Annotated in this window: 18 protein-coding genes and 2 pseudogenes; 11 read left to right on the forward strand and 9 right to left on the reverse strand. The window is 61.5% G+C overall.

Annotated features, from left to right (window positions below):
- The first annotated feature begins 216 nt into the window (after nucleotides 1-216).
- The 3 genes and pseudogenes from QYL93_RS06010 to QYL93_RS06015 all read left to right on the forward strand — a co-directional run bounded on the left by QYL93_RS06010 (nucleotide 217) and on the right by QYL93_RS06015 (nucleotide 2,429).
- Nucleotides 217-1,272 (forward strand): DMT family transporter, encoded by a 1,056-nt coding sequence (locus tag QYL93_RS06010; RefSeq protein WP_305742804.1) that lies wholly within the window; start codon nucleotides 217-219, stop codon nucleotides 1,270-1,272.
- Nucleotides 1,273-1,424: 152 nt separating this feature from the next.
- Nucleotides 1,425-1,550: pseudogene (locus QYL93_RS31925) on the forward strand (YHYH domain-containing protein); the annotation flags it as partial.
- 192 nt (nucleotides 1,551-1,742) lie between these two features.
- Nucleotides 1,743-2,429: a thermonuclease family protein gene (locus QYL93_RS06015; RefSeq protein WP_305742805.1), complete on the forward strand. Its 687-nt coding sequence runs from the start codon at nucleotides 1,743-1,745 to the stop codon at nucleotides 2,427-2,429.
- A 110-nt stretch (nucleotides 2,430-2,539) separates the two neighbouring features.
- On the opposite strand, the gene QYL93_RS06020 is transcribed toward QYL93_RS06015, so the two are convergent.
- Both QYL93_RS06020 and QYL93_RS06025 read right to left on the reverse strand, forming a co-directional pair.
- The gene (locus tag QYL93_RS06020; protein WP_305743229.1) at nucleotides 2,540-3,283 is read right to left on the reverse strand and encodes a DNA/RNA non-specific endonuclease; all 744 of its coding nucleotides are present in this window, start codon (nucleotides 3,281-3,283) and stop codon (nucleotides 2,540-2,542) included.
- 188 nt (nucleotides 3,284-3,471) lie between these two features.
- Nucleotides 3,472-4,404, reverse strand: coding sequence for a hypothetical protein (locus QYL93_RS06025; protein WP_305742806.1), 933 nt, complete (start codon nucleotides 4,402-4,404; stop codon nucleotides 3,472-3,474).
- A 455-nt stretch (nucleotides 4,405-4,859) separates the two neighbouring features.
- Between QYL93_RS06025 and QYL93_RS06030 the strand changes: the two genes are divergently transcribed.
- Nucleotides 4,860-4,982 carry a YHYH domain-containing protein gene (locus QYL93_RS06030; RefSeq protein WP_305742807.1) on the forward strand — a complete coding sequence of 41 codons (123 nt, stop codon included), beginning with the start codon at nucleotides 4,860-4,862 and terminating at the stop codon, nucleotides 4,980-4,982.
- Nucleotides 4,983-5,183: 201 nt separating this feature from the next.
- Entirely contained in the window at nucleotides 5,184-7,307 is a 2,124-nt protein-coding gene (locus QYL93_RS06035) for a S8/S53 family peptidase (RefSeq protein ID WP_305742808.1), read from the forward strand.
- Between the two features lie 341 nt (nucleotides 7,308-7,648).
- On the opposite strand, the gene QYL93_RS06040 is transcribed toward QYL93_RS06035, so the two are convergent.
- The 3 genes from QYL93_RS06040 to QYL93_RS06050 all read right to left on the reverse strand — a co-directional run bounded on the left by QYL93_RS06040 (nucleotide 7,649) and on the right by QYL93_RS06050 (nucleotide 9,819).
- On the reverse strand, nucleotides 7,649-8,809 hold the full coding sequence (locus QYL93_RS06040; RefSeq protein WP_305742809.1) for an IS5 family transposase: 1,161 nt from the start codon (nucleotides 8,807-8,809) through the stop codon (nucleotides 7,649-7,651).
- 97 nt (nucleotides 8,810-8,906) lie between these two features.
- The gene (locus QYL93_RS06045) at nucleotides 8,907-9,242 is read right to left on the reverse strand and encodes a hypothetical protein (protein ID WP_305742810.1); all 336 of its coding nucleotides are present in this window, start codon (nucleotides 9,240-9,242) and stop codon (nucleotides 8,907-8,909) included.
- Nucleotides 9,243-9,345: 103 nt separating this feature from the next.
- Nucleotides 9,346-9,819 carry a nuclear transport factor 2 family protein gene (locus tag QYL93_RS06050; protein WP_305742811.1) on the reverse strand — a complete coding sequence of 158 codons (474 nt, stop codon included), beginning with the start codon at nucleotides 9,817-9,819 and terminating at the stop codon, nucleotides 9,346-9,348.
- Here QYL93_RS06050 and QYL93_RS06055 point away from each other — a divergent pair.
- Nucleotides 9,818-10,405, forward strand: coding sequence for a MarR family winged helix-turn-helix transcriptional regulator (locus QYL93_RS06055; RefSeq protein WP_305742812.1), 588 nt, complete (start codon nucleotides 9,818-9,820; stop codon nucleotides 10,403-10,405). The two genes, QYL93_RS06050 and QYL93_RS06055, sit on opposite strands and share 2 nt — an antisense overlap.
- 289 nt (nucleotides 10,406-10,694) lie before the next feature.
- Here the strand turns inward: QYL93_RS06055 and QYL93_RS06060 are convergent, their stop codons facing one another.
- On the reverse strand, nucleotides 10,695-11,030 hold the full coding sequence (locus QYL93_RS06060; protein ID WP_305742813.1) for a HupE/UreJ family protein: 336 nt from the start codon (nucleotides 11,028-11,030) through the stop codon (nucleotides 10,695-10,697).
- A 17-nt stretch (nucleotides 11,031-11,047) separates the two neighbouring features.
- On the opposite strand from QYL93_RS06060, the gene QYL93_RS06065 reads away from it, so the two are divergent.
- The 5 genes from QYL93_RS06065 (at nucleotide 11,048) to QYL93_RS06085 (ending at nucleotide 14,332) form a co-directional block, all read left to right on the forward strand.
- Nucleotides 11,048-11,392, forward strand: a complete 345-nt coding sequence (locus QYL93_RS06065; protein ID WP_305742814.1) for an H-NS histone family protein — start codon at nucleotides 11,048-11,050, stop codon at nucleotides 11,390-11,392.
- A 136-nt stretch (nucleotides 11,393-11,528) separates the two neighbouring features.
- Nucleotides 11,529-12,248, forward strand: a complete 720-nt coding sequence (locus tag QYL93_RS06070) for a calcium-binding protein (protein ID WP_305742815.1) — start codon at nucleotides 11,529-11,531, stop codon at nucleotides 12,246-12,248.
- Between the two features lie 48 nt (nucleotides 12,249-12,296).
- Nucleotides 12,297-12,947, forward strand: a complete 651-nt coding sequence (locus QYL93_RS06075; protein WP_305742816.1) for a hypothetical protein — start codon at nucleotides 12,297-12,299, stop codon at nucleotides 12,945-12,947.
- Between the two features lie 63 nt (nucleotides 12,948-13,010).
- Nucleotides 13,011-13,559 carry a hypothetical protein gene (locus QYL93_RS06080; protein ID WP_305742817.1) on the forward strand — a complete coding sequence of 183 codons (549 nt, stop codon included), beginning with the start codon at nucleotides 13,011-13,013 and terminating at the stop codon, nucleotides 13,557-13,559.
- Between the two features lie 68 nt (nucleotides 13,560-13,627).
- The gene (locus tag QYL93_RS06085; RefSeq protein WP_305742818.1) at nucleotides 13,628-14,332 is read left to right on the forward strand and encodes a hypothetical protein; all 705 of its coding nucleotides are present in this window, start codon (nucleotides 13,628-13,630) and stop codon (nucleotides 14,330-14,332) included.
- 129 nt (nucleotides 14,333-14,461) lie between these two features.
- Here the strand turns inward: QYL93_RS06085 and QYL93_RS06090 are convergent.
- The 3 genes and pseudogenes from QYL93_RS06090 to QYL93_RS06100 form a co-directional block, all read right to left on the reverse strand.
- A pseudogene (locus tag QYL93_RS06090) lies at nucleotides 14,462-14,560 on the reverse strand (DUF1348 family protein); the annotation flags it as partial.
- Nucleotides 14,561-14,677: 117 nt separating this feature from the next.
- Complete coding sequence (locus QYL93_RS06095; protein ID WP_305742819.1) at nucleotides 14,678-15,331, reverse strand: hypothetical protein; 654 nt, start codon at nucleotides 15,329-15,331, stop codon at nucleotides 14,678-14,680.
- Nucleotides 15,303-21,749 (reverse strand): hypothetical protein, encoded by a 6,447-nt coding sequence (locus QYL93_RS06100; protein WP_305742820.1) that lies wholly within the window; start codon nucleotides 21,747-21,749, stop codon nucleotides 15,303-15,305. Before QYL93_RS06100 ends, QYL93_RS06095 begins: the two co-directional genes overlap by 29 nt.
- Nucleotides 21,750-21,790 lie beyond the last annotated feature (41 nt).

Genomic DNA, 21,790 nt, shown 5'->3' on the forward strand with positions numbered 1-21,790 from the left:
GCCTTTATCGATTGGGTCAATGACTACGCAAGTGTGCCGATGAGCGTCTCCATCCCCGCAGGAACATTTCAGTACCGGCGCATAGCTTATTCAACCGGAGGACCTTAGCCGGCCCTGGCCAAGCATACGTAAGGCTACACGGAGCCAAGGTCGTAGCCGTGCAGCAAAAAGCAAGACAACCATCACCGTGCGTTTCACCGCCAAATCGATCTCCCGATGAACCGTATCCCTACGCATTGGCCGTCACTGCGGGGCGGGCTGCTGGCCCTTGTGGCGGCCGCTCTGTTCGGCGTAAGCATGCCCCTGGTCCAGCACTTTGGTGCCGGGCTGGGCGCCTTCACCACGGCAGCCCTGCTGTATGCGGGCGCGGCGGCGGTGGGCGCGCTATCGCGCCAGCGCATCGAGCAGGAGGCGCGGCTCTCGCGCGGCGACATGCCCCGGCTGTTGTCCATGGCCGCCTTTGGCGCGGTGCTCGGCCCGGTGGCCATGGCCTGGGGACTGCAGCACACCAGCGGCACCGGCGCCTCGCTGATGCTGACGCTGGAGGCGCTGTTCACAGCGGTGCTCGCACGCTTGCTCTACGGGGAGACGATGGACCGCCGCGTCTGGGGGGCGATGCTCCTGCTGCTGGCGGGGGCCATTGCACTGGTGATGGACCAGGGGCAGGCGGGAGGCAGCCAGTTGCTGGGCTCGTTGGCCGTGCTGCTGGCCACGGCTGCCTGGGGTGCTGACAACACGCTTTCTCGGGCGCTGGCCGAGCGCGACCCGGGCCAGGTGGTGCTGGGCAAGGCCTTGCTGGGGGTGAGTGCAACCGCGGTGCTCGCGCTGGTCTTTGGAGATCCGATGCCAAGCATCGGCGCTGCGCTGGCCTTGCTGGCGGTGGGTGCCACCGGCTACGGGCTGAGCCTTCGGTTCTACCTGCTCGCGCAGCGGGCCTTCGGCGCCGCGCGCACGGGCTCGGTGTTTGCGTTTGCACCTTTCCTCGGGGCGGCCGTGGCGATCGCCCTGGGCGACCGCAGCGGCAGCTGGATCATGGCAGCGGGTGGCGCGCTGATGGTGCTGGGCGTGCTGCTGCACCTGGCCGAATCGCACGGCCACGAGCACCAGCACGAGACCATGGAGCATGAGCACGCGCACCGCCACGACGACGGGCACCACAACCACAGCCATGCGGTGATGCCGCAGGGGCCGCACAGCCATGCACACGCGCACGAGCCGCTGCGCCATGTGCATGCCCATGTGCCGGATGCGCACCACAGGCATCAGCATTGACTGAAATCGCTATTTGTTGACTCGGGGGGGATCGTCTAAATGCCGTGGTCCCCAATGGGTAATTGAGTGGTTTGCTATTTGTATCTTGAGAGTTACATTTCGCGCCTCGGACCGACAGGCGCGCGGTCTCCAACTACAACAACCCACGAGCCATGACATCTCGACTCAAACTACAACTGCTTTTCACGGCCGTCAGCCTTGCACCCGCCTTGGCCCTGGCCCATTCAGGGGGCACCGATGCAAACGGCTGTCACGTAGAGAGCAAGACCGGCCTGCGCCACTGCCACACCCCGCCGCCGCCACCACCGCCACCGCCCCCTCCAGCGCCAAGGCCACCACCAGCGCCCGTGCCTGTGCCGGCGCCAGCTCCGGTCCCAGTGCCTGCGCCGGTTCCGGCTCCTGCTCCAGTACCGCAGCCAAGCGGCCCACCCGAGTCTGCGATCAAGCCTGCGCCCTCACCACTGTCCTGCGTGACCGCCACGGTCACCAGGGTGATCGATGGCGACACCCTGCAGGTGAATACGCCCACCGGTCCGGAGCGCGTGCGGATCAACCAGATCGACGCACCTGAGCGCAGCCAGGCCTATGGCCTGCAGGCCACGCAGTGCCTGGCGAACCTGGTGCAGAACCAGTCGGTATCCATGTGCAGAGACGGCACCGACCGTTACGGGCGAACGGTCGCCTCCGTAACCACGCCAGCGGGCAACGTCGGCACCGCCATGGTGGCGCAGGGGTGTGCCTTGGCCTACACCAAATACCTCGAAGCGGGAAGCAACTTGCCAGCCGTGCAGGCCAATGCGCAAGCGGCCAGGCTCGGCCTTTGGGCGATTGCAGGCATCATGCCGCCATGGCAGTACCGCGCCGCGGTGGGGCCGGTGACCGCGGCGAACGGAGTACCTGCGGTCAATGTGAGCGCGCCGACGACGGCCGCCGTGCACGACCGGATCTTTGACTGGGTGGAGCACAAGTTCCCCGACCATGCGATGGGAGGCACTGGCACCACCTTCAACGGAACTGCCCTGGGTAGGTGCTATGCCGGCAACCTGTGCGTGCGGATCCTGGCCGGACGTCTGGAATTGGTCAATCCTGACGGCACCGTTGTGGATGTCGGCTTCCACGGGGACTTCCTCCCTGTGGTCGAGGCAGAGGGCTTCTAAGGCCTTGGATCCGTGCCGCCGCGCAAGCATTGCGCAGCGGCACCAGTGGACAGGGCTTGTGCTGCCGCCGCGACATGGTCAGCGCACGCCCGATGGTTCATGGGATTCGCTCAGTGCTGGGGCGAAGCCTTTGGCAGGAACTCAATGCCGGTTCGCCTGACCAGTTCCTGGTAGCTGATCGGTGCGCTGACACGCTCCCCCTCGCGGTTGGCCTGCCAGTGTGCCCAGGCGCGCTGCGTGCTGGCGTCGTACACCAGCTTGTAGAGGTAGGCTGGCACCTTGACACCGTTGCGACCAATGGTCGGGCTGGTGGCAGTGAAGACGGGTCCCGTGATCACGTACACCTCGCCCTTTGCGCGCAGCACGTATTGCCGCGTGTCCTGCTCAATCTTGGCCCATGGCCCACCGTTGTGCTGGATGTTCTGCGGAACCATGTTGGCCAGGCTGAAGCTCTGCGCCATGGCTGTCGGTGTCGGCATATCCCCAGCCGGTGCCATGTGCCCGCGCGAGTAGCCCGAGCGTTTGTAGTCTTCCAGTTCCGCGCGCTCGTCGGCTGGAAGCCGGGCGTCCGAAAAGAACCTGTCTGCCCGGCGCTCGTCGGCATCCTCGATGCTCTTTCGGGTCAACCGTTGCGCAACGAACAGCGGCGTACGGGAGCCGCCGTCATGCAGCACGGCAAATGCTTCATAGCACAGCTCCCGGCGGCGGTGCGCTGGTGGCGCTGCAGGTGGGATGCCACGCGCGAAGAACTGTGGACATTGCGCGAAGCTGGTGGGCTGCGGCGTGAGCAGCGCCGAGCTGTCGTAGATGGGGTGGGGTGTTCGGGCTGAGACGGGGCTAGCAAGCGCCAGCACCAAGGCGGTGGCCAGGCGCAGACTGCGCGGCCAGGAGAGGGGAAGATTCACGTACGGCGTCGAAAATAGAAACGACGCCGATTGAACCACCCTTCAGCCCCGAGAAAGGACCGAAGGGCCGTGGAGCCGCAGGGTCTTGCCGGGCGTTGAAGTGCCTGCTCAGGCCAATCGCGCCCCAATGACGCGCCTCAGGGCTGAGCACTCTCCGTGGCGCCCCAAGGCACCGTGATCGACACGTCTACCGGCTTGTATCGAGCCTGGCCGAGGGGGGTCTTCTTGGCCAACTGGAACAGCCAGAAGTCCTGGTCCTGTGCCGACATTCCCTTGAACAACTCGCGCTCTTTGTCGTTCAGCAGATGGCCAAACTTTTCGAAGCGGGTGCGCTTCTTGGAGGGATGCACGGCAGCTCCCGGAGTAGTGGGTTGTGCCCCCGCCCCCTGGGTTTGAGAACCACCGCCGAGGTCAGTGAATTTCCCGCCAATCCAGATGTGCGTGGGCGCATAGGAAGTCAGCACACCAACCCATTGAAGGGCCTCGGCGGGGGAGGCCGGGATGGTGGGGTCCAGATGGCGGAAAAGCCGGTAGTTCTGGACGTGGTCCATGGCTGTCCGGGCCAGATCCTCAGGCGACTGCGATGCCGCAAACGTGGGCCCGGCCCCATCACGGGCGTGGACCAAGCCGGGCCAGAGGTCCTTGGACGCGAGGTACCACCCGTCGCTGCACTCGGCATAGGCAGCGCCGGGGGCAAACTCCTGAGCATCCTTGACGTCCATGGCGAACACAAACCCGCGCGCGAAGGCCTCTTGCGAGTCGCTCAACGCCGGGTGCCGCTCATTGACCCGAGCCAGCAGGTCCTTCAGCGATTGAGGAAGCGCCATGGCGCGCGGGCGGGTACCCGTTTGGGCATGGCAAACGGTCACGTGCTTCCAGTGCAGATAGCCGTGCTTCTTGGCAACGACTTCTCGCGCGGCTGTAAGGGTTACACCTGGGGTTTTGCTCAACGCCTTGGCTTCGCGCTTGAGATTTTCGACGGCGGTCGCCGTGGTGGAGATAAATTGCATAAGCGTTCCTGCATGTTTCTGCGGATCTACCCGGTGCTCACTGCCGAGCTCCGCGAACATGGGAAGCTCAGATAAAAAGGTCTTCAAGTCGTGCCGGCGAACCGGTTATGCCGTGGTGAGCAGCAGGCGTCGACAAACACCAGCGGGCAGTGTATCGGAGCCAGCGCCAGAAGAAAAGCCCCGCGGTCTGCTGTCCTGGTGGATGTCGCCAGGAGGCTTTGAAGATCACCGTCGCGCTTCAGACGCTGCTGGCGCGGTAGTGCAAGGGTGTCCTTTCCATAGGCCAGCGCCGCCACAGCGTTACCCATAGGACTGGAGTACCAGTATTAGCAGTCGTGCGGTCTGCCCTGGATGCCAAATTTAAATTGCCAGGGTGCACCACGCGTGGTGTAGTGCGAGTTGATCCTTGCTATCGGCTTCTACCCTGATGCCGCTGTCTCTGGCCACGTTTTTTGAACAAACTGCAAAGCACTGGTAGACCGGCCCAGCCACGTACCGGCCAATTTGGAGACATCATGAAAACAGCCATCTTCGTCGCCGTACTTCTGTGCGCGGGTTTTGCGCAAGCGCACTCCGGAGGAACAGACAAACAGGGATGCCACGTCGACCACAAGACGGGCTTGCGGCACTGCCATTGACGCTTTTGGAGTTGCCCGCTCAACCAGCATGCGTTGCCAGCAAATGAAACTCTGAAAGGCCGCTGCGCCGCACGGCACGGGGGTATCACACTGGCCGATTCACCCTCAGCCAAGAACGCCACTCGCTGCAGCGTTCAGCACAGCGAGTGGTGCTTCACTCACATTGCAGCTTGGTGAAATCCGCTATTGATGGGAATTCAAATGAAAATTCGTGCACTGATTCCGCTCGTACTCTTTGTGGCCTGTCCCTATGGCTTCGCCGCACAGGTTGACCAGAACGATCTTTCGTTCCTCTCCGCTGTCGCTTCCGAACAAGGGGCTGTCAGGGTTGCTATCAACATCGATCCGCTTCGCAAACTAAACGCCTCGGCTGAGGAAAAGTCGGAGCATGCAAAAAGAGTCTTGATGAAAACCGAAAAGCTCAAGGCAGAGCTTGGCGATCAAGCTTATTTCGGCGGATTTTGGAGCAATGCCACAGGCCAAATCGGCCTTTATGTAAAACGCGGCGGATTGCAGATTCTCCAGAACAGTCAGAATGCGATTTCCTTCACGCGAGATATTTCCGACAAAATGAGAATAAAAATCTCGGATCTCGATGGTGGATTGTCTGCCTTGCACAATGCAATCAATCGCGAAGGCACGGTGGTTGCGGATATCGTGCTCAGCACGGATGGAACAAGTTACCGGCTTTTGCCGGATGGCTCCGTATCCATTGATCCTTCCGCGGAACTCTCATCGCAAGTTCCCGGGGTTGTCAATAAACTGAAAGCGCTCGTCGCCGATAGGTCGGAGTTCGCCAACAGCATTCGCAGTGACCCAATTTATCCGATGATAATTTCAGCGAAGGTGGATAAGGCCGCGCTGCTCTTTTTGCAGGAAAGTGATCTGGTACGCAACCTAAGACCAAAAGGCTTCAAAGATGCGAGGAAGACGACTTGGTCAGAATTCGACAACAGCAACACGCGACCTGATGGGCGGCTGGAGTTCCTAGTTACCCTTCGTGGTGGAATTCTATTTTCACCCAATATGCTATACAAGGCGACTGCAGCTCGCTACCAGGCCCAGGCAAATAGAGCAGCTGCAAAGGAAATATTTGAGGCTGTTGGGATATCGCTTTCGAAGGAAGATTCGGTCAGCGACTTCCAAGGGATTTTTGAGGTGGCCCTGCTGCCCGATCAGTATGAGCGACTGAAGTTGAATGCCGACCCTCGAATTCTGGACGCACAGGCAAACCGACCTATTGCCACGACGAAGTTGGGTGCAAGTGCTCCGCAGATTAATGCTCCTGCGGCTTGGACAGCGGGCGTACGGGGTGCAGGCCAAACGATCGTCATCATAGATCATGGGGTGCGCAGTGATCACAAGATGCTAATGAATGGCTCGGCTAAGCGGGTAGTAGCCCAGGACTGCTTTGGGTCAGATAGCGGCGGGTACACATCTATATGCCCCGGAAAAAACATCACTCTCAATGGTGACAGTCCTGCTACCACCCCAAATTCCGGCGAACCACTTTCCAACGCCATCAAATGCCAGCAGATCAACTTAAATATCAAGTGTGGACATGGAACACATATGGCTGCCATTGCAGCGGGGCGTTCAACCCCGCTTGTCGACAATGGAAATTTGCAAGGAGTTGCTCCCGATGCATCGCTTCATTCTATTAACGTGTTCTCGTACAACATGAACGCCAATACGGAGCAAGCCTTTCTTACAGATATAACAAAAGCTCTTCAATGGGTTGCTCAGTTGTCTGGTGGAAGTGTCGGTCCTTCTGCACCAGTTGCACAGATGGTGGTCAATATGAGCATTGGTTCAGTAGCGACATATCAAAATGATTGCGATGCAGCAGTTAGCGTCCCTAGCCGCATCGCGCTTCAAACGCTGAGGTGGGCGAACATTCCTGTCTTTAGTTCAACCGGAAATCACAATATCCAGAACGGAGTCAACTGGCCGGCGTGCTCAGAGTTTGTTATCAAGGTTGCTGCCGTACCTAACGACGGAGCTGGAGTGATGAAGGCCAGTTATTCGAATCTCGGAATCCCTTCAAACTATAGCAGCCCCACAATTTTTGCCCCTGGTGGGGAGCCTTCACCTGGGGTCCGAATTCTGAGTGCAGGGCGAGTTGATGATGTAGACATTTTTTACTATTATGGAACATCTCAGGCTGCTGCCCATGTATCTGGATTTGCAGCGTTATATAAATCCACCATGCCAACAGCAACCGTAGCCGATTTCGTCAGCTGGGTAAATAGCGTGGCAAGTATCCCTGTTCCATTTACCCTTCCATCAGGCCCCGTGAGCGCCCCAAGAATCTTGTACCCGTGAGCGTCGAGGAGAAATCGGATCAGAGTACGGTTATTAAGTCGAATCACCGTCGTCACAAGCGTACAGGTCTGACTACATACACCAGCGCCCGTTGAGCGGTGCGCTGGGTACATCGATGCCGCCCCTATGTCTTTGGCGTCTGTGCCGCCTTGAAATCCGTCAACACCAGTGTGAGTGTGAACGACGCGCTCGGCCTAGCAGGCTGAAGAAATACTCCCCAGATTCCAAGCCCGGCCTGCCCCACAGCCGCAGGCCGGCTCACTTGTTTCACATTCCGGGATTGGCGTGCTCAATTGGTCGTCTTCGTGCACTTCTCAGGTTACTTTTGCCCCCGTTTTTCCTCAATACGCCCCCTGCAGACGCACCTGTCGCAATTGCTCCAGCGTGCGCATGCGCACCAGGTTGTAGCCTGCCATCGTCAGCACGAACATCTGGTCCACGCGCTCAAGGCCTCGCACCATCACTTGCCTCATGCCGCCCACGGTCTTGGCCCAGCCAAAGCCTTGCTCGATGAGCTTTCTCTTTTGTTGCGATACCGCGTAGCCTTCACTTTGCGCAATCGCATCGGGTACGGCCGAGTTTCTGCCTGACTTGTTCTGCGCCACATGGGGAATGACGTTCATGGCCTGGCATGCCTCAATGAATTCGCGTGCGTCATAGCCTTTGTCCGCCCCCAGCGTGATGGTTCGCGTGGGATCGGCCTGCGCCTGTCGGGCGTCGTTGACCATGGCCTTGGCCGCTTCGCGCTCTGCGTAGCCATCGGCCAGCGTGACCACTGCATTGGCCACCAGGCCGTGGCGGTTGTCGCTCAGGTTGTGGCCCATGTAGCGCAGCTCGCTGGCGGTTTTGCCTTTGCGGTACAGCCGGGCATCGGCGTCCGTTGTGGATTCATGGGTGTCGTTGCTGCGCCGCTGGCCCTTGAAGTTGCCGCCATCGCTGTGGGCTTTGGCATCTGCACCAGGGCCATCATCTGCGCCACCGCCATCACCACCCGCGTCATCGTCGCCCTTGCGCACGAAGCTCTTGTGGCCCGCCCACGCCTGGATGAGCGTTCCGTCCACGCTGAAGTGCTCGCCCGAGAGCCAGTGTTTCTTGTCGGCGATCTTGAGCACTTCGTTGAAGAATTCGATCACGGCGTCGTGTTCGATCAGCCGTTCGCGGTTCTTGGTGAACACGCTGGGTACCCAGACCTCGTCGTCCATGGACAGGCCGATGAACCAGCGAAACAAGAGGTTGTACTGCACCTGCTCCATCAACTGGCGTTCCGAGCGCACGCTGTACAGCACCTGCAGCAGCATGGCCCGCACCAGCTTCTCGGGGGCGATGCTGGGGCGCCCGCCCTTGATGTCTGCCTCGTACATGCGCGAGAACAGGACATTCATCTTGGCCAAGGCGGTGTTGACCATCTTGCGAACGGGGCGCAGGGGGTGCGAGGCGGGCACGAAGTCGTCGAGCTTGCGGACAGAGAACAGGCTCTCGGTGAAAGTGTCGGCGCCGCGCATGGGGGTCAGGGGCAAGCGATGTAGAAGGGACCGGTACTTACCGGAGTTGGGCTGGCTGGGTTGGAGGTATGTCTTCAGCCTGCTTAGCGGCGGAGAGTCAAGCCATGCCGAGATGCGCTTGCAGCATTCGTTCTTGCAGCGGCGGCAATGCATTGTCGGCCTGAACTTCCAGCTTCACGATAACGCCGTCATTCCAGGCAAGCGCGCCCCGACTGGCATCGAACCACAGGTTGGCTTCTTCAAACTCGCGCTGCTGCCGGGGCTCGGTGACCATGCTGACAAAGCGCAGCGGCACCACCTGGGCCGTGCTGATCCACGCCCACTGGTAAATCTGATCCTTGGGCACGTCGGCAGCCAGGCCCAGCCGTTTGAATTCGGTCAGCCAGCCGTGCGGGGAAACGAACAGATAGAGAATTTTGAAGTTCGGCGACATGCCGTGATTCTCTGCGCCACCAGGCTTTGGCCATGCACATGCGCGTTCAATTCTCTGCTGACTGGCCCTGGCCGGCTTCGTGCTCGCCCTGGCCCCCTGCCAATCAGGCGCCAAAAGTCACACCGAGGACAGGATCGGACGGTGCGCTTTGAGGTGTGAGCGCTTCGATAGCCACCAGTGGATTCCAGTAGTCCAGGTAGTGGGTGATGAGTGCTTCATCGTTGGTTCGGACAACGGAGATACACCTTTGCTCGTATGGCTTGCCGGTCGGAAGCGCCGTGCCTGTCGAGCGGAATTCGGCGATCACCAGACTTGGATCGACGGTCTCGTGAAACACCAGATCGACAAACTCAACGTCAAAGATCTTGGGAAAGTTGCTCATGTGCGCAACCAGTGCATCTCGCCCTGTTACCCGTTGTGGGACACCTGCCGGCGCAAAAGGAAACTCCAGCACCGCGTCTGGGGAGAAGAGTTTCACCCACTCGTCCACGCGCCCCAAGGCGGTAAGGCGCAGGTGTTCTGCCAGGGTGTGCTGGGCCGCGGCGCGGCGCGTCGCCGCGTCATTGATAACTGTCATGTCATTCTTTCGTTGGTGGGTAGCTGATCAAGAACACCATGATGCCATTACGACATCATGTTGTCAATTTGGATTGATTGCACATCAATGGCAAAATTCATGGATGAAAAATGATTCTGGAATTGCCCCCGCTGCGGCTGCAATGAGCGAAACCGTGCTGGCCTTGTTTCACGCTTCCAGCAGTTTGATGGCAGCTGGCGACCGTCTGGTGGCACCGCTGGGACTGACCAGCTCCCGTTGGCAGGTGTTGGGGACAATCGTCGCAGCGGAACGCCCGCAGCCGGTGGCATGGCTGGCGCGCGACATGGGTGCCAACCGGCAAAACATCCAACGGGTAGTCAATGATCTGATGCGGGAGGGGTTTGTTGCCACAGCGCCAAATCCCCACCATCGGCGAGCCTCGCTCGTGCTGCTGACTGACAAAGGGAGAGAGGCTTTTGACCGGGCCATGGCGCTCAACGGGCCGTGGATGAACTGGTTGACCTCAGGCATCCAGGTCGAAGACATTCATGCAATGCAACGGGTGCTGAACTCGCTGCGCGCGCGCCTGGATTCTGAAACCAGCAGTTCGGATGTCGTTGCCTGACGGCGGATTTGCATCCAGCGGGGAGCATGTTATCGGCCATCAATTCGCCAGTCTCAATCCTCGGCACCCACCAGTCGCAGCGCTCCGGGCGAAGGCGGCGGTTTTGGGATGGATTCACCACTCGGACCGCCGCAGGAACAGGTTGCACAGGGCCCGCTTATGCCATGCGGCATTCCAGCCCCTGAGGTCGGTATTCTCGATCACATGCGGCGCGCAGGTATTTCTTCACCCTGCTAGATCACTACCATGGGCGTGCCAGTAAAAATGGCCTTGGTAGGCCAAGCGCCGCTCAGCCAGAGAACGCCATGCGCTGCACCGTCCACACGATCAGTGCCACCGAACCGCCCTTGACAACCACGGTGCGGTAGCCTGACCAGCGGGCCAGCAGCGGGGATACGCCGCACCATACGGCAACCACCATGAGCTGGCCGGGCTCCACCCCCAGATTGAACCCCGCCAGCCCCCAGACCAGCAGGTCGCCAGAGACGCCGGCCTCGACAAGCGCGCCCGAGAACCTCAGCCAGTGCACCAGATCAAAGCACAGCGCCAGCAGATCGCTGCGCAGCCCTTCACCCGGAACAGGTGCTTGCAGAGCGTCACAATGTCCGGAGTTGCGCCCAAGCACTCTCTATGGAGATAGCGTTGCCCAAGACACTCACCCAGATGAAGAAACGCCTTGAAGAGGCGATGAATGAAGCCCATGAAGCCGAGGAGATCATTCCGCTGATGAAAGAGGTGATCGCCAGGTTCGAACTGGTGCCGGACGACCTGTTTCATACAGGTACGCCAGAATCAAAAGTGGCTCCGCGCAAGACGTCCCGAGTGGATCAGCCGTCAGGCACCGAGACGGGCATGTACCGAGACGCGCATGGAAACACATGGGCCGGCAAGGGCCGCCGTCCCAAGTGGTTGACCGAAGCCTTGGAGCACGGCAAAACACTTGAAGACTTCCTGCCTCGCGAAAGGCGTCTTCGAAGCGCTAAGTAGTTGTAGTCAAAGGGGTTTTTTCGGTCGAATTCCGGTTTTGCATAGAAACCGAGGTTACCCCGACAAGCTCTTGATTCATGGCTGGACGCCTTCGCAGATCCAACTGGTCCGTTCGGGCAACCATCTTCAAGTGCGTATGGGCGGCAGCACCGCCAACCAGGTGACGCTGTCCAACTACTTCGCAGCAGACACGACACCGAGCGGGGTTCTTTCCAACAGCAAGATCGACCAGATCGTCTTCGACAATGGCGAGATCTGGGACCAGGCGAAGATCGATACTGTGCTGGCGATGCCTGTGCCCCCTCCCGGCAGCTACACCTATGCCTACACCATGCCCACCGCCAACTCGGACTACACCGTGACCGGCACGGCAGCCTACAACTTCAAGGGCAATGCCAAGGCCAACAAGTTGACCGGCAACGATGGGGCCAACGTCATCAACGGCGCCGCGGGCAACGACACGCTGACAGGGGGCAAGGGTGGGGACACCTACTTCATGGAAGCGGGCACGGGCCAGGACACCATTGTCGAGAACGACAGCACGGGTGGCGTCAACGACCTTCTGCAGTGGGGTTCGAGCATTCGCCATGACCAGTTGTGGTTGGTCAAGTCGGGCAATAACCTGGAGGTGAGTGTGATCGGTACCACTGACAAGGCCATCATCAAGGACTGGTACCTGGGCACGGCGCAGCACGTGGAGCAGATCTGGGCCGATGGCAAGGTGTTGACGGACACGAAGGTGCAGGCCTTGGTGGATGCGATGGCTGGGTTCTCGCCGCCGCCAGCGGGGCAGACGACGCTGAGTCCGAGCTACCAGGCGGCGCTCAATCCTGTCATTGCGGCCAACTGGACATAAGCCCATCTGAAGAAATTGCGTCGACAATTAAATCAACTTAAGATAACTATGCAAAAGCGCTATTTGGCAAGCTTGCCCGTTCTCTTGTTATATGCATTTTTTGCAATATTTCTCTTGAAGATACAATCTGCCAACGCCATCCCGCCTTGGCACGTAGATTGGCTTATTTTGGAGCTACCGGATCCAAAAGATCCACCCACGAAGCAGGAAGTTGATGATGTTGTTAAAAAGGCACAACAAGATGATTGGATTGCGCGCCAGCAACTAGCTACAGCATTCTTGTATGAAGGTTGGAAAACCGGAAATCTGGACCGTGGCTGCGATAATCTCACATACGGATACTATTGTAGAGCTCTTGCGGCAAGGAGTAATGAGGGGGAAAAGTATCTGAAGGATTTAATCAGCCTTCCCGTGACCGGCCCAGTTCCGGTTGAAAGACTTGCGAGATATCAGGTTGATTTCGCAATAAAACTAATCCGAGACTCCGCTCCTGCATACAATAAAGATGGCCCAAAGTGTAAAGCGGCAATTGCCACTCTGGAAAAGGCTATCGAAAATGAATTGCTTATATCCAATCAGACCAACAGCTGTGCCGCCAGAAGGCTGGCATATCATTATCAATTTGGAAGTTGCGTTCTCAAGGACCCACAAAAAAGTAAAGAGCTTTTTGTGCGCTCCGGAGCGTGCCCAGTGACATGATGCGCGGCTATTCTAAAAGTGAGTGCCCTTCAAAGCCGGGGGCTGTAGCCCAGTGACCTCGAGGTGCGCTCGATCCGCCTCGACGAGCTGTCGGCGACCGATGTCCGGCGCACCCTGCTGCAGCATTTCAGTAAGCCGCCGGACGGCAACGAGGAGCACAAGACCCTCATCGACCAGTGCGAGTCGGGCTTCGAGCGCGACGTGTACACCTCGATGTTCGAGCGCGGCTACCAGGTTACACCACAGGTCAAGGCCGGCGCGTTCCGCATCGACATGGTGGTCGAGGGCGCGGACGACGTGCGCCTGGCCATCGAGTGCGACGGCGACGAGTTCCACGGCCCCGACCGCTGGCAGGCCGACATGCAGCGCCAGCGCATCCTCGAACGCGCCGGCTGGGTGTTCTGGCGTTGCTTCGCCTCAACCTGGGCGCTGCGCAAGAACGATGTGCTGGAGGAACTGGTCGAGCGGATGCGCCGCATGGGCATCGAGCCGCTGGGCGCGATGGAACGCACGCCCTCGCTGGTTGAATACCGCGAATGGCCGCAGCGGGATCTTGCGCCAGAAGAGGAGATCGCGGTGCTGGCTTACGGGGAGACCGGCACGCCCGGTTGAACCGCACGATGGCGATGGACGCCAACGCACGGCATCGGCAACCCGACGACACGGAAAGGGAGGACGACATGGGCGACATCAACATTCCGCCAAACGAGCAGGACGCGCTGCGCCGGACCGACCCGGAAGCGCTGCGCGCGCTCATCGAGCAATGCCTGCGAGACGAGCGACCCTTCGCGCTGCGGGAGGTGCCACTGCACGACTGCGGACTGTACGTTGCGACGAAGCGGCATGCCTTCGAGCGAGCGCTTGAGGCCTACGGCAAGGCGAAATCGGACAAGAAGCGTGCAGACACCCTGTACGACGCGCGCAGTGCCGGCAACACCCTGCTGTATGCGGTACAGGAGATGCAGCACCGGATGGCGACTGAAGCGGAGGAGGGCGAGCGCTTCTACATCGACGACTTGATCACGCCGCCGCATATGCTCGGCACGCACTTGTCCGTGCGCGTTAGCTATCGATGGCGGCCGTCGCCAGCGGAGGCGTGGATCCACGGGAGCATTACCTTCCTCCACGACGTCGATCTGCGACCTGACTACACCCTGCCGCCGCCGGCTCGCAAGCCGAGCGCCGCCAAGCTCGAACAGGAGCGGCGTGAGCGGCTTCACAGCGCATGGGAGCACCTCAAGGGTCAGGCGCTCTTTTCGGTTCGGGACTATTTCAAGGACGGTGGCAACGGTGCGGACATCCCGGACACGTTCCAGGTGAAACCCGATCCCTACTCACGGGGATTGAACAACCACAGCGCGAAATTCTGGCTCGATCGCGCCTGATTGACCCGTCCGGTTGAGCCGCCGGCCGACATCAACGTGCCCGATCCCTTGACCCGTGGTCGCAGTGTCGTCGCCCTTCAGCACCAACTCGGTCAGCCCTGGATGGTCGTCCGTGCGCCCGACCGGGAACTCGGCGTGGTTGGGCGGGTGCCAGCCGTCTTCGGCCAGGCGGACCTTCTGGATAGCGGTCTCCAAAGTGAACGGGGGCAGGGGGGCGCGGGATTCCATGGGCGTACTTCGACGGGAATCGTGGAGAGTACGACCCGGGCAGGGCCGTTCGGAGCGACCGTCGGACATCATGGCTGCCGGCTTGCGGGGCGGTCCCGACGCGCCGATGGGATTGCGCTATTTGTCGGCTCCGATGTTCCCCCTGAGTGCCGCTAGCGTCGCCTGGAGCTTGTCGATCTCCGCGACGAAGACCCGCTTGGCGATTGCTTCTTCCGTCAGCACTTCCGGCTCGGCATCGGCCTTGGCATCGGTTGTGCCGCTGACAAATTCAACGATCGGCATGCGTGATCTTCGAGCCTGTTCAAAATGCGCCGCCCACAGGTTCATGGCTTCGAGCACCCGGCGTTCCTCGTCGGCCAGAAACGGTGCAGTATGACTATCCGCAACAGGTACCTCGAGCCGGGAGGACAGCAGCAGAATGCCATGGACAACGAGCTGGCGCAGCCCGTCGAACGCGTCGGCGAGCAGCGTCTCGTCCGTCCGTGAGCGCAGTGGACTGAAGGGTGATGCGCCCCTGTCGAGGAGGCGCAGGACGGAAAGTGCCTTTTCCAAATCTTTTAAGGGGTAGACCGCGCCGGGCAGGGTTTCGCGCTGCGACCAGAGCCGCAGGATCAGGTCTGCTGCCGCCTTCTCCGCCTTCGCCCGCTTGGTACCCTCGAGCGTCCTGGATTGATGCAGCAACTCGGCAAGATGGTGAGCCATCCAGCGGCCAAGGGTATTGTTGCTGTCCTGCAATCCGAGTTCATAGACCAGATGATCGCCAAGCGCCAAGATTTCGTTCGGCGGCCTGGATCGATCCGTCCCGTCGGAGGAGGAGGATCCTCTCGAATTCCGCTTCCCGGCGGCCTTCCTCGTGATCGGCGTATCCGGATCTTTTTGTTCCACGGCGCGTGATCTCCACTTCAGCTATCAATTCTTGTTGCTTCCGGTCAAGGAACTCGCCCAGGGCCCGTTTGCTGACTAGCAGCCGGCAACCGGCCGACTCGGTCGTGCGCCCGAAGCGATACTCCCGCTCCGTTCCCGTCTCTTGGTAGCCCCAGGCCTGGTACAAGAAACTCGGCGTGTCTTCGCCCGTACGGTACCAGCCGACCTCCGGCTCCAGACGTCGTACCAGCTTGAGATGCTTGGTGACAGACTTGCCGGGGCGGTAGTCGATGCGCCTGATACCGTTGCGGAACACATCCTTTTCGTCCAGCAGCGTGTCGCCTTCCTGGATGGTCAGCCATCCCTCCAACCGGAATCCGGCGTCGTCGATTTCCAGGTCGTGGCCTTCCGGGCAGATGTAGAAAGCCGAGCTGTCCATTGTCGTCTGCAGCGCGCGCACGAGCGCGTGCGCGGTATCCGGGGAGACCAGTCCAGTCGAGATGCGGACGCTCTGGTGGTGTTCGCTGGACCTGTCGTCGATATAGGCATGGACCACCACGTAGTCAGGCATGTCGACGGCGAGCAATTCGGCCAGCAGTTCATCGTCGGACACGCTGTCGATCCACTCGCGAACCTGGGAGGGCGCATGCCAGCGGCTCGGCTGCAGTGGAACGGGCCCGGCGAGATCGGCCAGCCACAAGGGCGGCATGGTGAGCGTGTTGTACTCGATGCGCTCCTCGAGTTCGTCACGCCCATAGTTGCGTGCGGACAAGGGATGAGTGCGCAACAACTGCCCCGCCACGCACCACATAGCGTGCCATTCGAGGTAGGCCTGCAGATCCTCCAGCGTCGGATTGCTGCCGTGGCTCTTGCTGTAAAGAGCCCAGTTGTGGTCCCTGAAGCGATGCATTCTGGGGTCCTGCAACCTAGCATCATCGTCGGGATGGACCCCCCATGCATCGACGATCAATTGCTCCGCCGCTTCCAGGAAGTCCCGAGGGGTCACGTCGGCAAACGCGCGAAGGAACGGCTCGTACCAGTACCGCAGGGTATCCAGGCCATCGAAATGGAACCGCAGACCCTCGTCGTACTGCTTGAAGGACTCGAAGCTCCTCCCGTAGTCGCGCTGCTTCCTGCTGCGGGCCAAGGTGCTGCAATTGACCTGTGACAGCGCTGCGTTCGTCCCGTCGTCTGCGGGCAAATGTCCTGACGCGATCAGTTTCGAGCAGGCGTCGCGCGCGAAGCCCCTGACCAGCAGATGGGGGAATCCGTCGTCTTGCGCCACCCGCAGCAGCCAGGCGCCATGTCTGGCCGCCATCGCCGGCGATTCCAGCGCAATCCTGTCCATGGCGATGACCAGCCAAAGGCGCGCGGCCAGCCAGTAGAAGGGGGCGCGCGGTGCCCGGAATGCAGGTTCGTCCGTGCGCGCGTACTGGGCGACGACCGCATCCAGGACGGTGTGCTCGCCCCTGCGGGCCAGGCGACGAAGCGCGTGCGCACAACGCCAGCGGACGCGGACATCGACGTCGCCGAGCAGGGCATAGAAGAAGCGACCCAGGGCTTCCGCGACCTGTCGGGGGACGGCGTCCGCATCGATGTCTTCCCTGTCCTCGTCTCCGATGCGGGCCGCGAGGCGCTGGATGTACCACTCGCAAAGCCCCGCGACCTCATCGCCAGGCAGTTCCCCGGTGATGATCCCGGAGAGGGCGAACAATCCGGCGGCACGGAATCGGTCGAAGTTGAGTTCGATGCCGCGCAGCAGGACGTCCTTCAATGCCACGTTCGCGGCACGTGCGATCGTCAGCGAGGACTGCAATTCGACATCGTGGTGGGGAAGGTACCGGCACAGCACGGCCAGCCGCTTCGCAAGCAGTTCCGTCATGCGTTGGTTGCGCCATTGCGCCACCGCGGGACTTCCTGCCCAGGTCTCGAGTCGTGCGAGCAGCGCATGCAGGGCGTCGCTGTCGCCCCGCACCGCATCCAGCCGCGCCAGCGCGTCGAGATGGGCGACGCGAAGGCGCGCGGGCACGTGCGCCGCGGCGCTCGACAGGATGCCTTCGATCGAGAGGTATCTGTGCGCCTGGCGCGATTGTTCACCGATGCGATCCAGCTCCGCCCCGAGCAGGTCCGCGTCGACCAGAACCGCTTCGTCCCAGCATTCCGGCAGCACGTCGGGTTTTCCATCCGCGTCCGGTACGGCGTCATTGGCTAGCGCAGCGGCGGACGAAGCTGCTTCCAAACCGCGACTGAAGACCCGCCAGGCCTGCAGCCCTCTCGACCAGTCACCTTCGCCAAACCGGGCGACGAATGCATGGATCGCGTCGCCGCCGTCGAGACGGTCGAGCTGGCAATCTCTGGCGAATTCCTCGGCCAACCCTGAGGCCGTGGCCTTGCCCTCCCTTTCGGCCTGGTCGCAAATGAGGCGCAAGGTGCCATCATCGACATGCTGCAGCAGCACCCCCAACGAGGCGGCCTGAGATGCGGTCAGTGATCCCGACTGCAGCCCGACATCCAGTGCCGGACCGAGTGTCCGGGACAGACCGGTCAACTCGGCGTCGTCCCAGCGGGCGACGGCGGCAACGGCCGCCGGGTAGTCCAGCTGAGCGACGGCACGGATCGCGTCCGACCAGGGGAAATCGTCGTAGCTTTCGATGCGCACCGCGGCGTCCTGGATGGCTTGGGTGAGTTCCGTCGCGAGCGAAAGCCCCTTGGCCCCGAAGTGACGCTGCCCCTGGATAACCATGCGCGAGATCAAACGGAGCTGGTCGACAACCTCGCGATCCAGTTCGCCGGCGACATCGATGGACCATTGAAAAACGGCATCGGCGTCGGAGGGGCTGATCCTCGCCAGGAGGGACGCATAGCCCGACAGAGACTCTGATCGCTCTCCCGCCGGGCTGCGCAGCGTGCGATGGGCCGCTGCCGCCTGCGAGAGGCCTTCGATGAGCGCGTCATGCAGCGCCGGAACCGCGGCGAGGCGATGGAACAACTCGTGCGCACCGTGAGAGGACCAGCCATGCCGGACTTTGAGCGCAGTGTCCATGACCGCATCCGGTGGCACGTCCGATGCGAGAAGCAGCGACAGGCTTTCGGCGGCCATACCACGCATCGAGGACGTTCCGTATCGACGGTCGATACTCCAGCTATTCCGCTCCAGGCGAGCCTGCGCCTGGGCAAGGATTTCGACATCCGCGCCCTTGTCCCGCGTCGGTGAAGCAAACACGGTCGCACGGGCCACGTACAGGTCGCAGAAAGTACCGATCATTTCGCCCACCTTGCGGTCGTGCTCTTCGGCGTGGCTGTCGTGCCTGGACTTCTGCTTCTCCTCCTCGGATGGGACTGGTCTGGGCGTCAGGACCTGGGATGGCTGCGTACCCCGTCGCGCCATCGCATCGCTCAAGGTCACGGCACGCAGGATGGCATCGAGCAACAGGTGTTGGGAGTCGTGCACCTTGTCGATCCGCCGCAGATCGGGATCGAGGAAGGGCGTGAGTGCCGCCAAGGCGACTGTCTGGTCACCCTGGCGAGCGATCAGGAGTTCGGCGGCCGCCAGTATGGAGTCGATGATCCAGGGACCGACCGAATCTCCGGTGCCTTGCGCGCGAGCGAGCATCGCCCCCGCTTGGCGCGTGCGGCGCGTAATTTTGTGCAAGCCCCGTGCGATGCGCTGCAGATCCACCGAGGATCCCGCAGTCGCCAAAGGGACCAGCAGAAACAACGCCTCGACATCGGACAGGTGGGCCGCCGCCTGTTCGACAAGCCGCGCCTTCCCTTCGGCGAGCAGGCGATGGACGAGTTCCATCGCCGACCGAAACGCGAAGGGCCGCGGGGCGAATCGCCGGAACTGGGCCACGGCAGCGGTCGGACCGTCCAGGACCATGGTCGAGTACAGGACGGCACCCGCATCGCCTGGCAAGATCTGCCAGCCGGAGGCTTGGCCATAGTGCCTTTCCTCCTCGTCTCGATGGTCGCGTCGCGCGCTTTCCCAGGCCGCGAACCGACGCCACCCCTCCCTGACCGAGATGGCGTCGCCGCGTGCGGCGTCTTCCGCGAGCAGATGCAGCAACAAGGGGCCGTGGGCGGCAATCTTGCGCGGATCGCCAAGGACGAGCCGGCTGGCGGTGTCCCGGGCGTAGCGGGCGGTGAGGGCGGGGTTGGCGACGAGCCGCTCCAGGGTCGCCTCCTCCGTCTTGATGGCTTCGGCGCCGATCAGCACGAAGCGAAGCGCATGGGCCGTATCCCTGGCTTCGCGACAGGCGCGGATCGCGACTTGCAGCCGCTGCAGCTGCACTTCACGCCTTCGGATCGGGTCGGGCATGAGATCTAACGGCGGCAGGGGCTCCCGTTCCACCAGTGCGAGCAGATCTTTCTTTCGGTCGGCAGCGAGCAGCGCCGGCGCCACGTTGAGGGCTGCATAGGCGTGGCTGGCGGCTCGATCGAGGAAATGTTCTGCCGCGCGGGCCTGGACCTTTGCCATCGAAGGCTCCGCGGCACTCCTGACGAAACTCTCGAAGTCCTCGTCGGCGAAGCTGAGAAGTCCTGAGACAAGACGAACGCCGGGCGCGAGATCCGAACAAATGTCGCTGACCTTGGCCTCGGGCTGTGCGAGGACGGCGGCAAGATCGCCGACGGGAATGGGTCGGGGCAGTGCAATGAGTCCCGCACAGACGTCCGCGAGGTCGGTCTCGTTTGCATTCTTGCGCAGCGCGAGCTGGAACTGTTCGCGGAAGACCTGATCGAGGTTCTTGCCGAAAGGCCGGAGCGCGTCGATGGCGTGCGCCGCCTCACTGCCGGCGTTCTTGAAGGCGTAGGCCTGGACCCGGGGAACGCCCCCCGAGAAATGATGGAAGTCATCGATCCACGGTTGCGGGGCATCCCAGTGGCGGCGGACGTTGGACGTTGTCTCCACCGCGGAAAACACGGGCAGCGCGAACTTCTCGAAATGTGCCGGGAGGCGAATGTCGTCCAGCCGGCCGCTCCGCGCGCTGATGAGTATCCGGACGTTCGCGGGCAAACCGTCCATCGTCACCAAGTCATGGACGAAACTGGACTCGGGCGGTGAGCGCGTTTGCGCCGCCAGCACCGAGTTGTCCGCGGCATCGACGGCCACGACCAGCAACGCATCGAGGGCGATTGCCGCCATTGCTGCTGCGGCCACCTCGAGGCGCTTCCGGAAGGCGCGGGGGTAGTCGCGCGACGCGCTCGGAACGAGCAGAAGAGGAAGACGGAGTTGCTGGGAAATCTCGTTCGCGAGTTGCACGAACGCATCCTGGGGGCGATGCCGCAATTCGCTGGCGTCGAGATAGGAGCCGGCGCCATAGCAGTCGAAGACGGCCATCAACGAACCTGCCGGCAGCGACTGTTCGATTTGCTGCAGCGTCGTGGTCTTGCCTGCGCCGCCACTGCCATGCAGGCACAGATGCCGGGTGCCGGATCGCATTCGCGCGACGATCTCGCCAGCGATCGGCCGCGGCACGGCTGAAGTGACCGCTTCGATTTTCGAGCGGCAGGGAAACAGCGCATGGTCCTCGGAGACGCCGGCGAACTGGACCAACACCTTCTCGCGGGTGATGGTTTCGCCGGCCGCCTCGGGGAGCATGCGCTTGCGGATGTATTCGCGAATTCGGCTCGCCGACCCATGCAGCTCTGTATCGGTACATTCCGAAATCGCCTTGAGCATGCGGTCTTCTGCCTCGAAGCGGGACCCACACGAGCCCTGGAGATCAAGTACACGGGCGAAGTCCTGAAACTCAGCAGGCTTCATACCGCTGGCGTGAACCAGGCGATGCAAGTCGGGCATGCCCGTCTTCCAGGCTCGACTGTACGCTGCGGGTACGGCACTCTGCGCGTCTTCGAGCAATGTCAGAATGCCTGGCGCGACCGGCTGGTTGGAGACGAGGCTGATATGAATGGAATCAGGCGATTTGCCAGGACGCCTCTCAAGCAAACCCTGGTATGCGTTGGCCAGCCGACGCAAGGGCGATGTCTTGGGGCTGCCGTCCTTTCCCGTGCACAGCCTGGCTACCGTCCAAGAGCCTGACGGATTCGAGCCCGAATACTTGAGCTGCTGGATTTCGACGCGATCGGCATCAACCTCGTTCTCCGCCCCAAAGAGCAGACCGCAGTCGACTCCCTCCCATGCCTTCTCTGCGCCATCGTCCGATATCAGCCCTTCGACGGTTACAGCAGACAAGCCATCTCCACCACCAAGCAAGCGGAGCGCATGGCGGGCGGCCCACAACTCATGGTACTCGTCGCCGGTGTTCGAGCCGCGAGCAGACGCAAAGTCAATGTGGAAATCGGACTGGGGCACCTGAACATTCATTGGAATTGCGGAGTGTCGCTGGCCGATGACTCATTGCTGGC

It is taken from the genome of Acidovorax sp. A1169 (assembly GCF_030704685.1).
Taxonomy (GTDB): Bacteria; Pseudomonadota; Gammaproteobacteria; order Burkholderiales; family Burkholderiaceae_C; genus Acidovorax.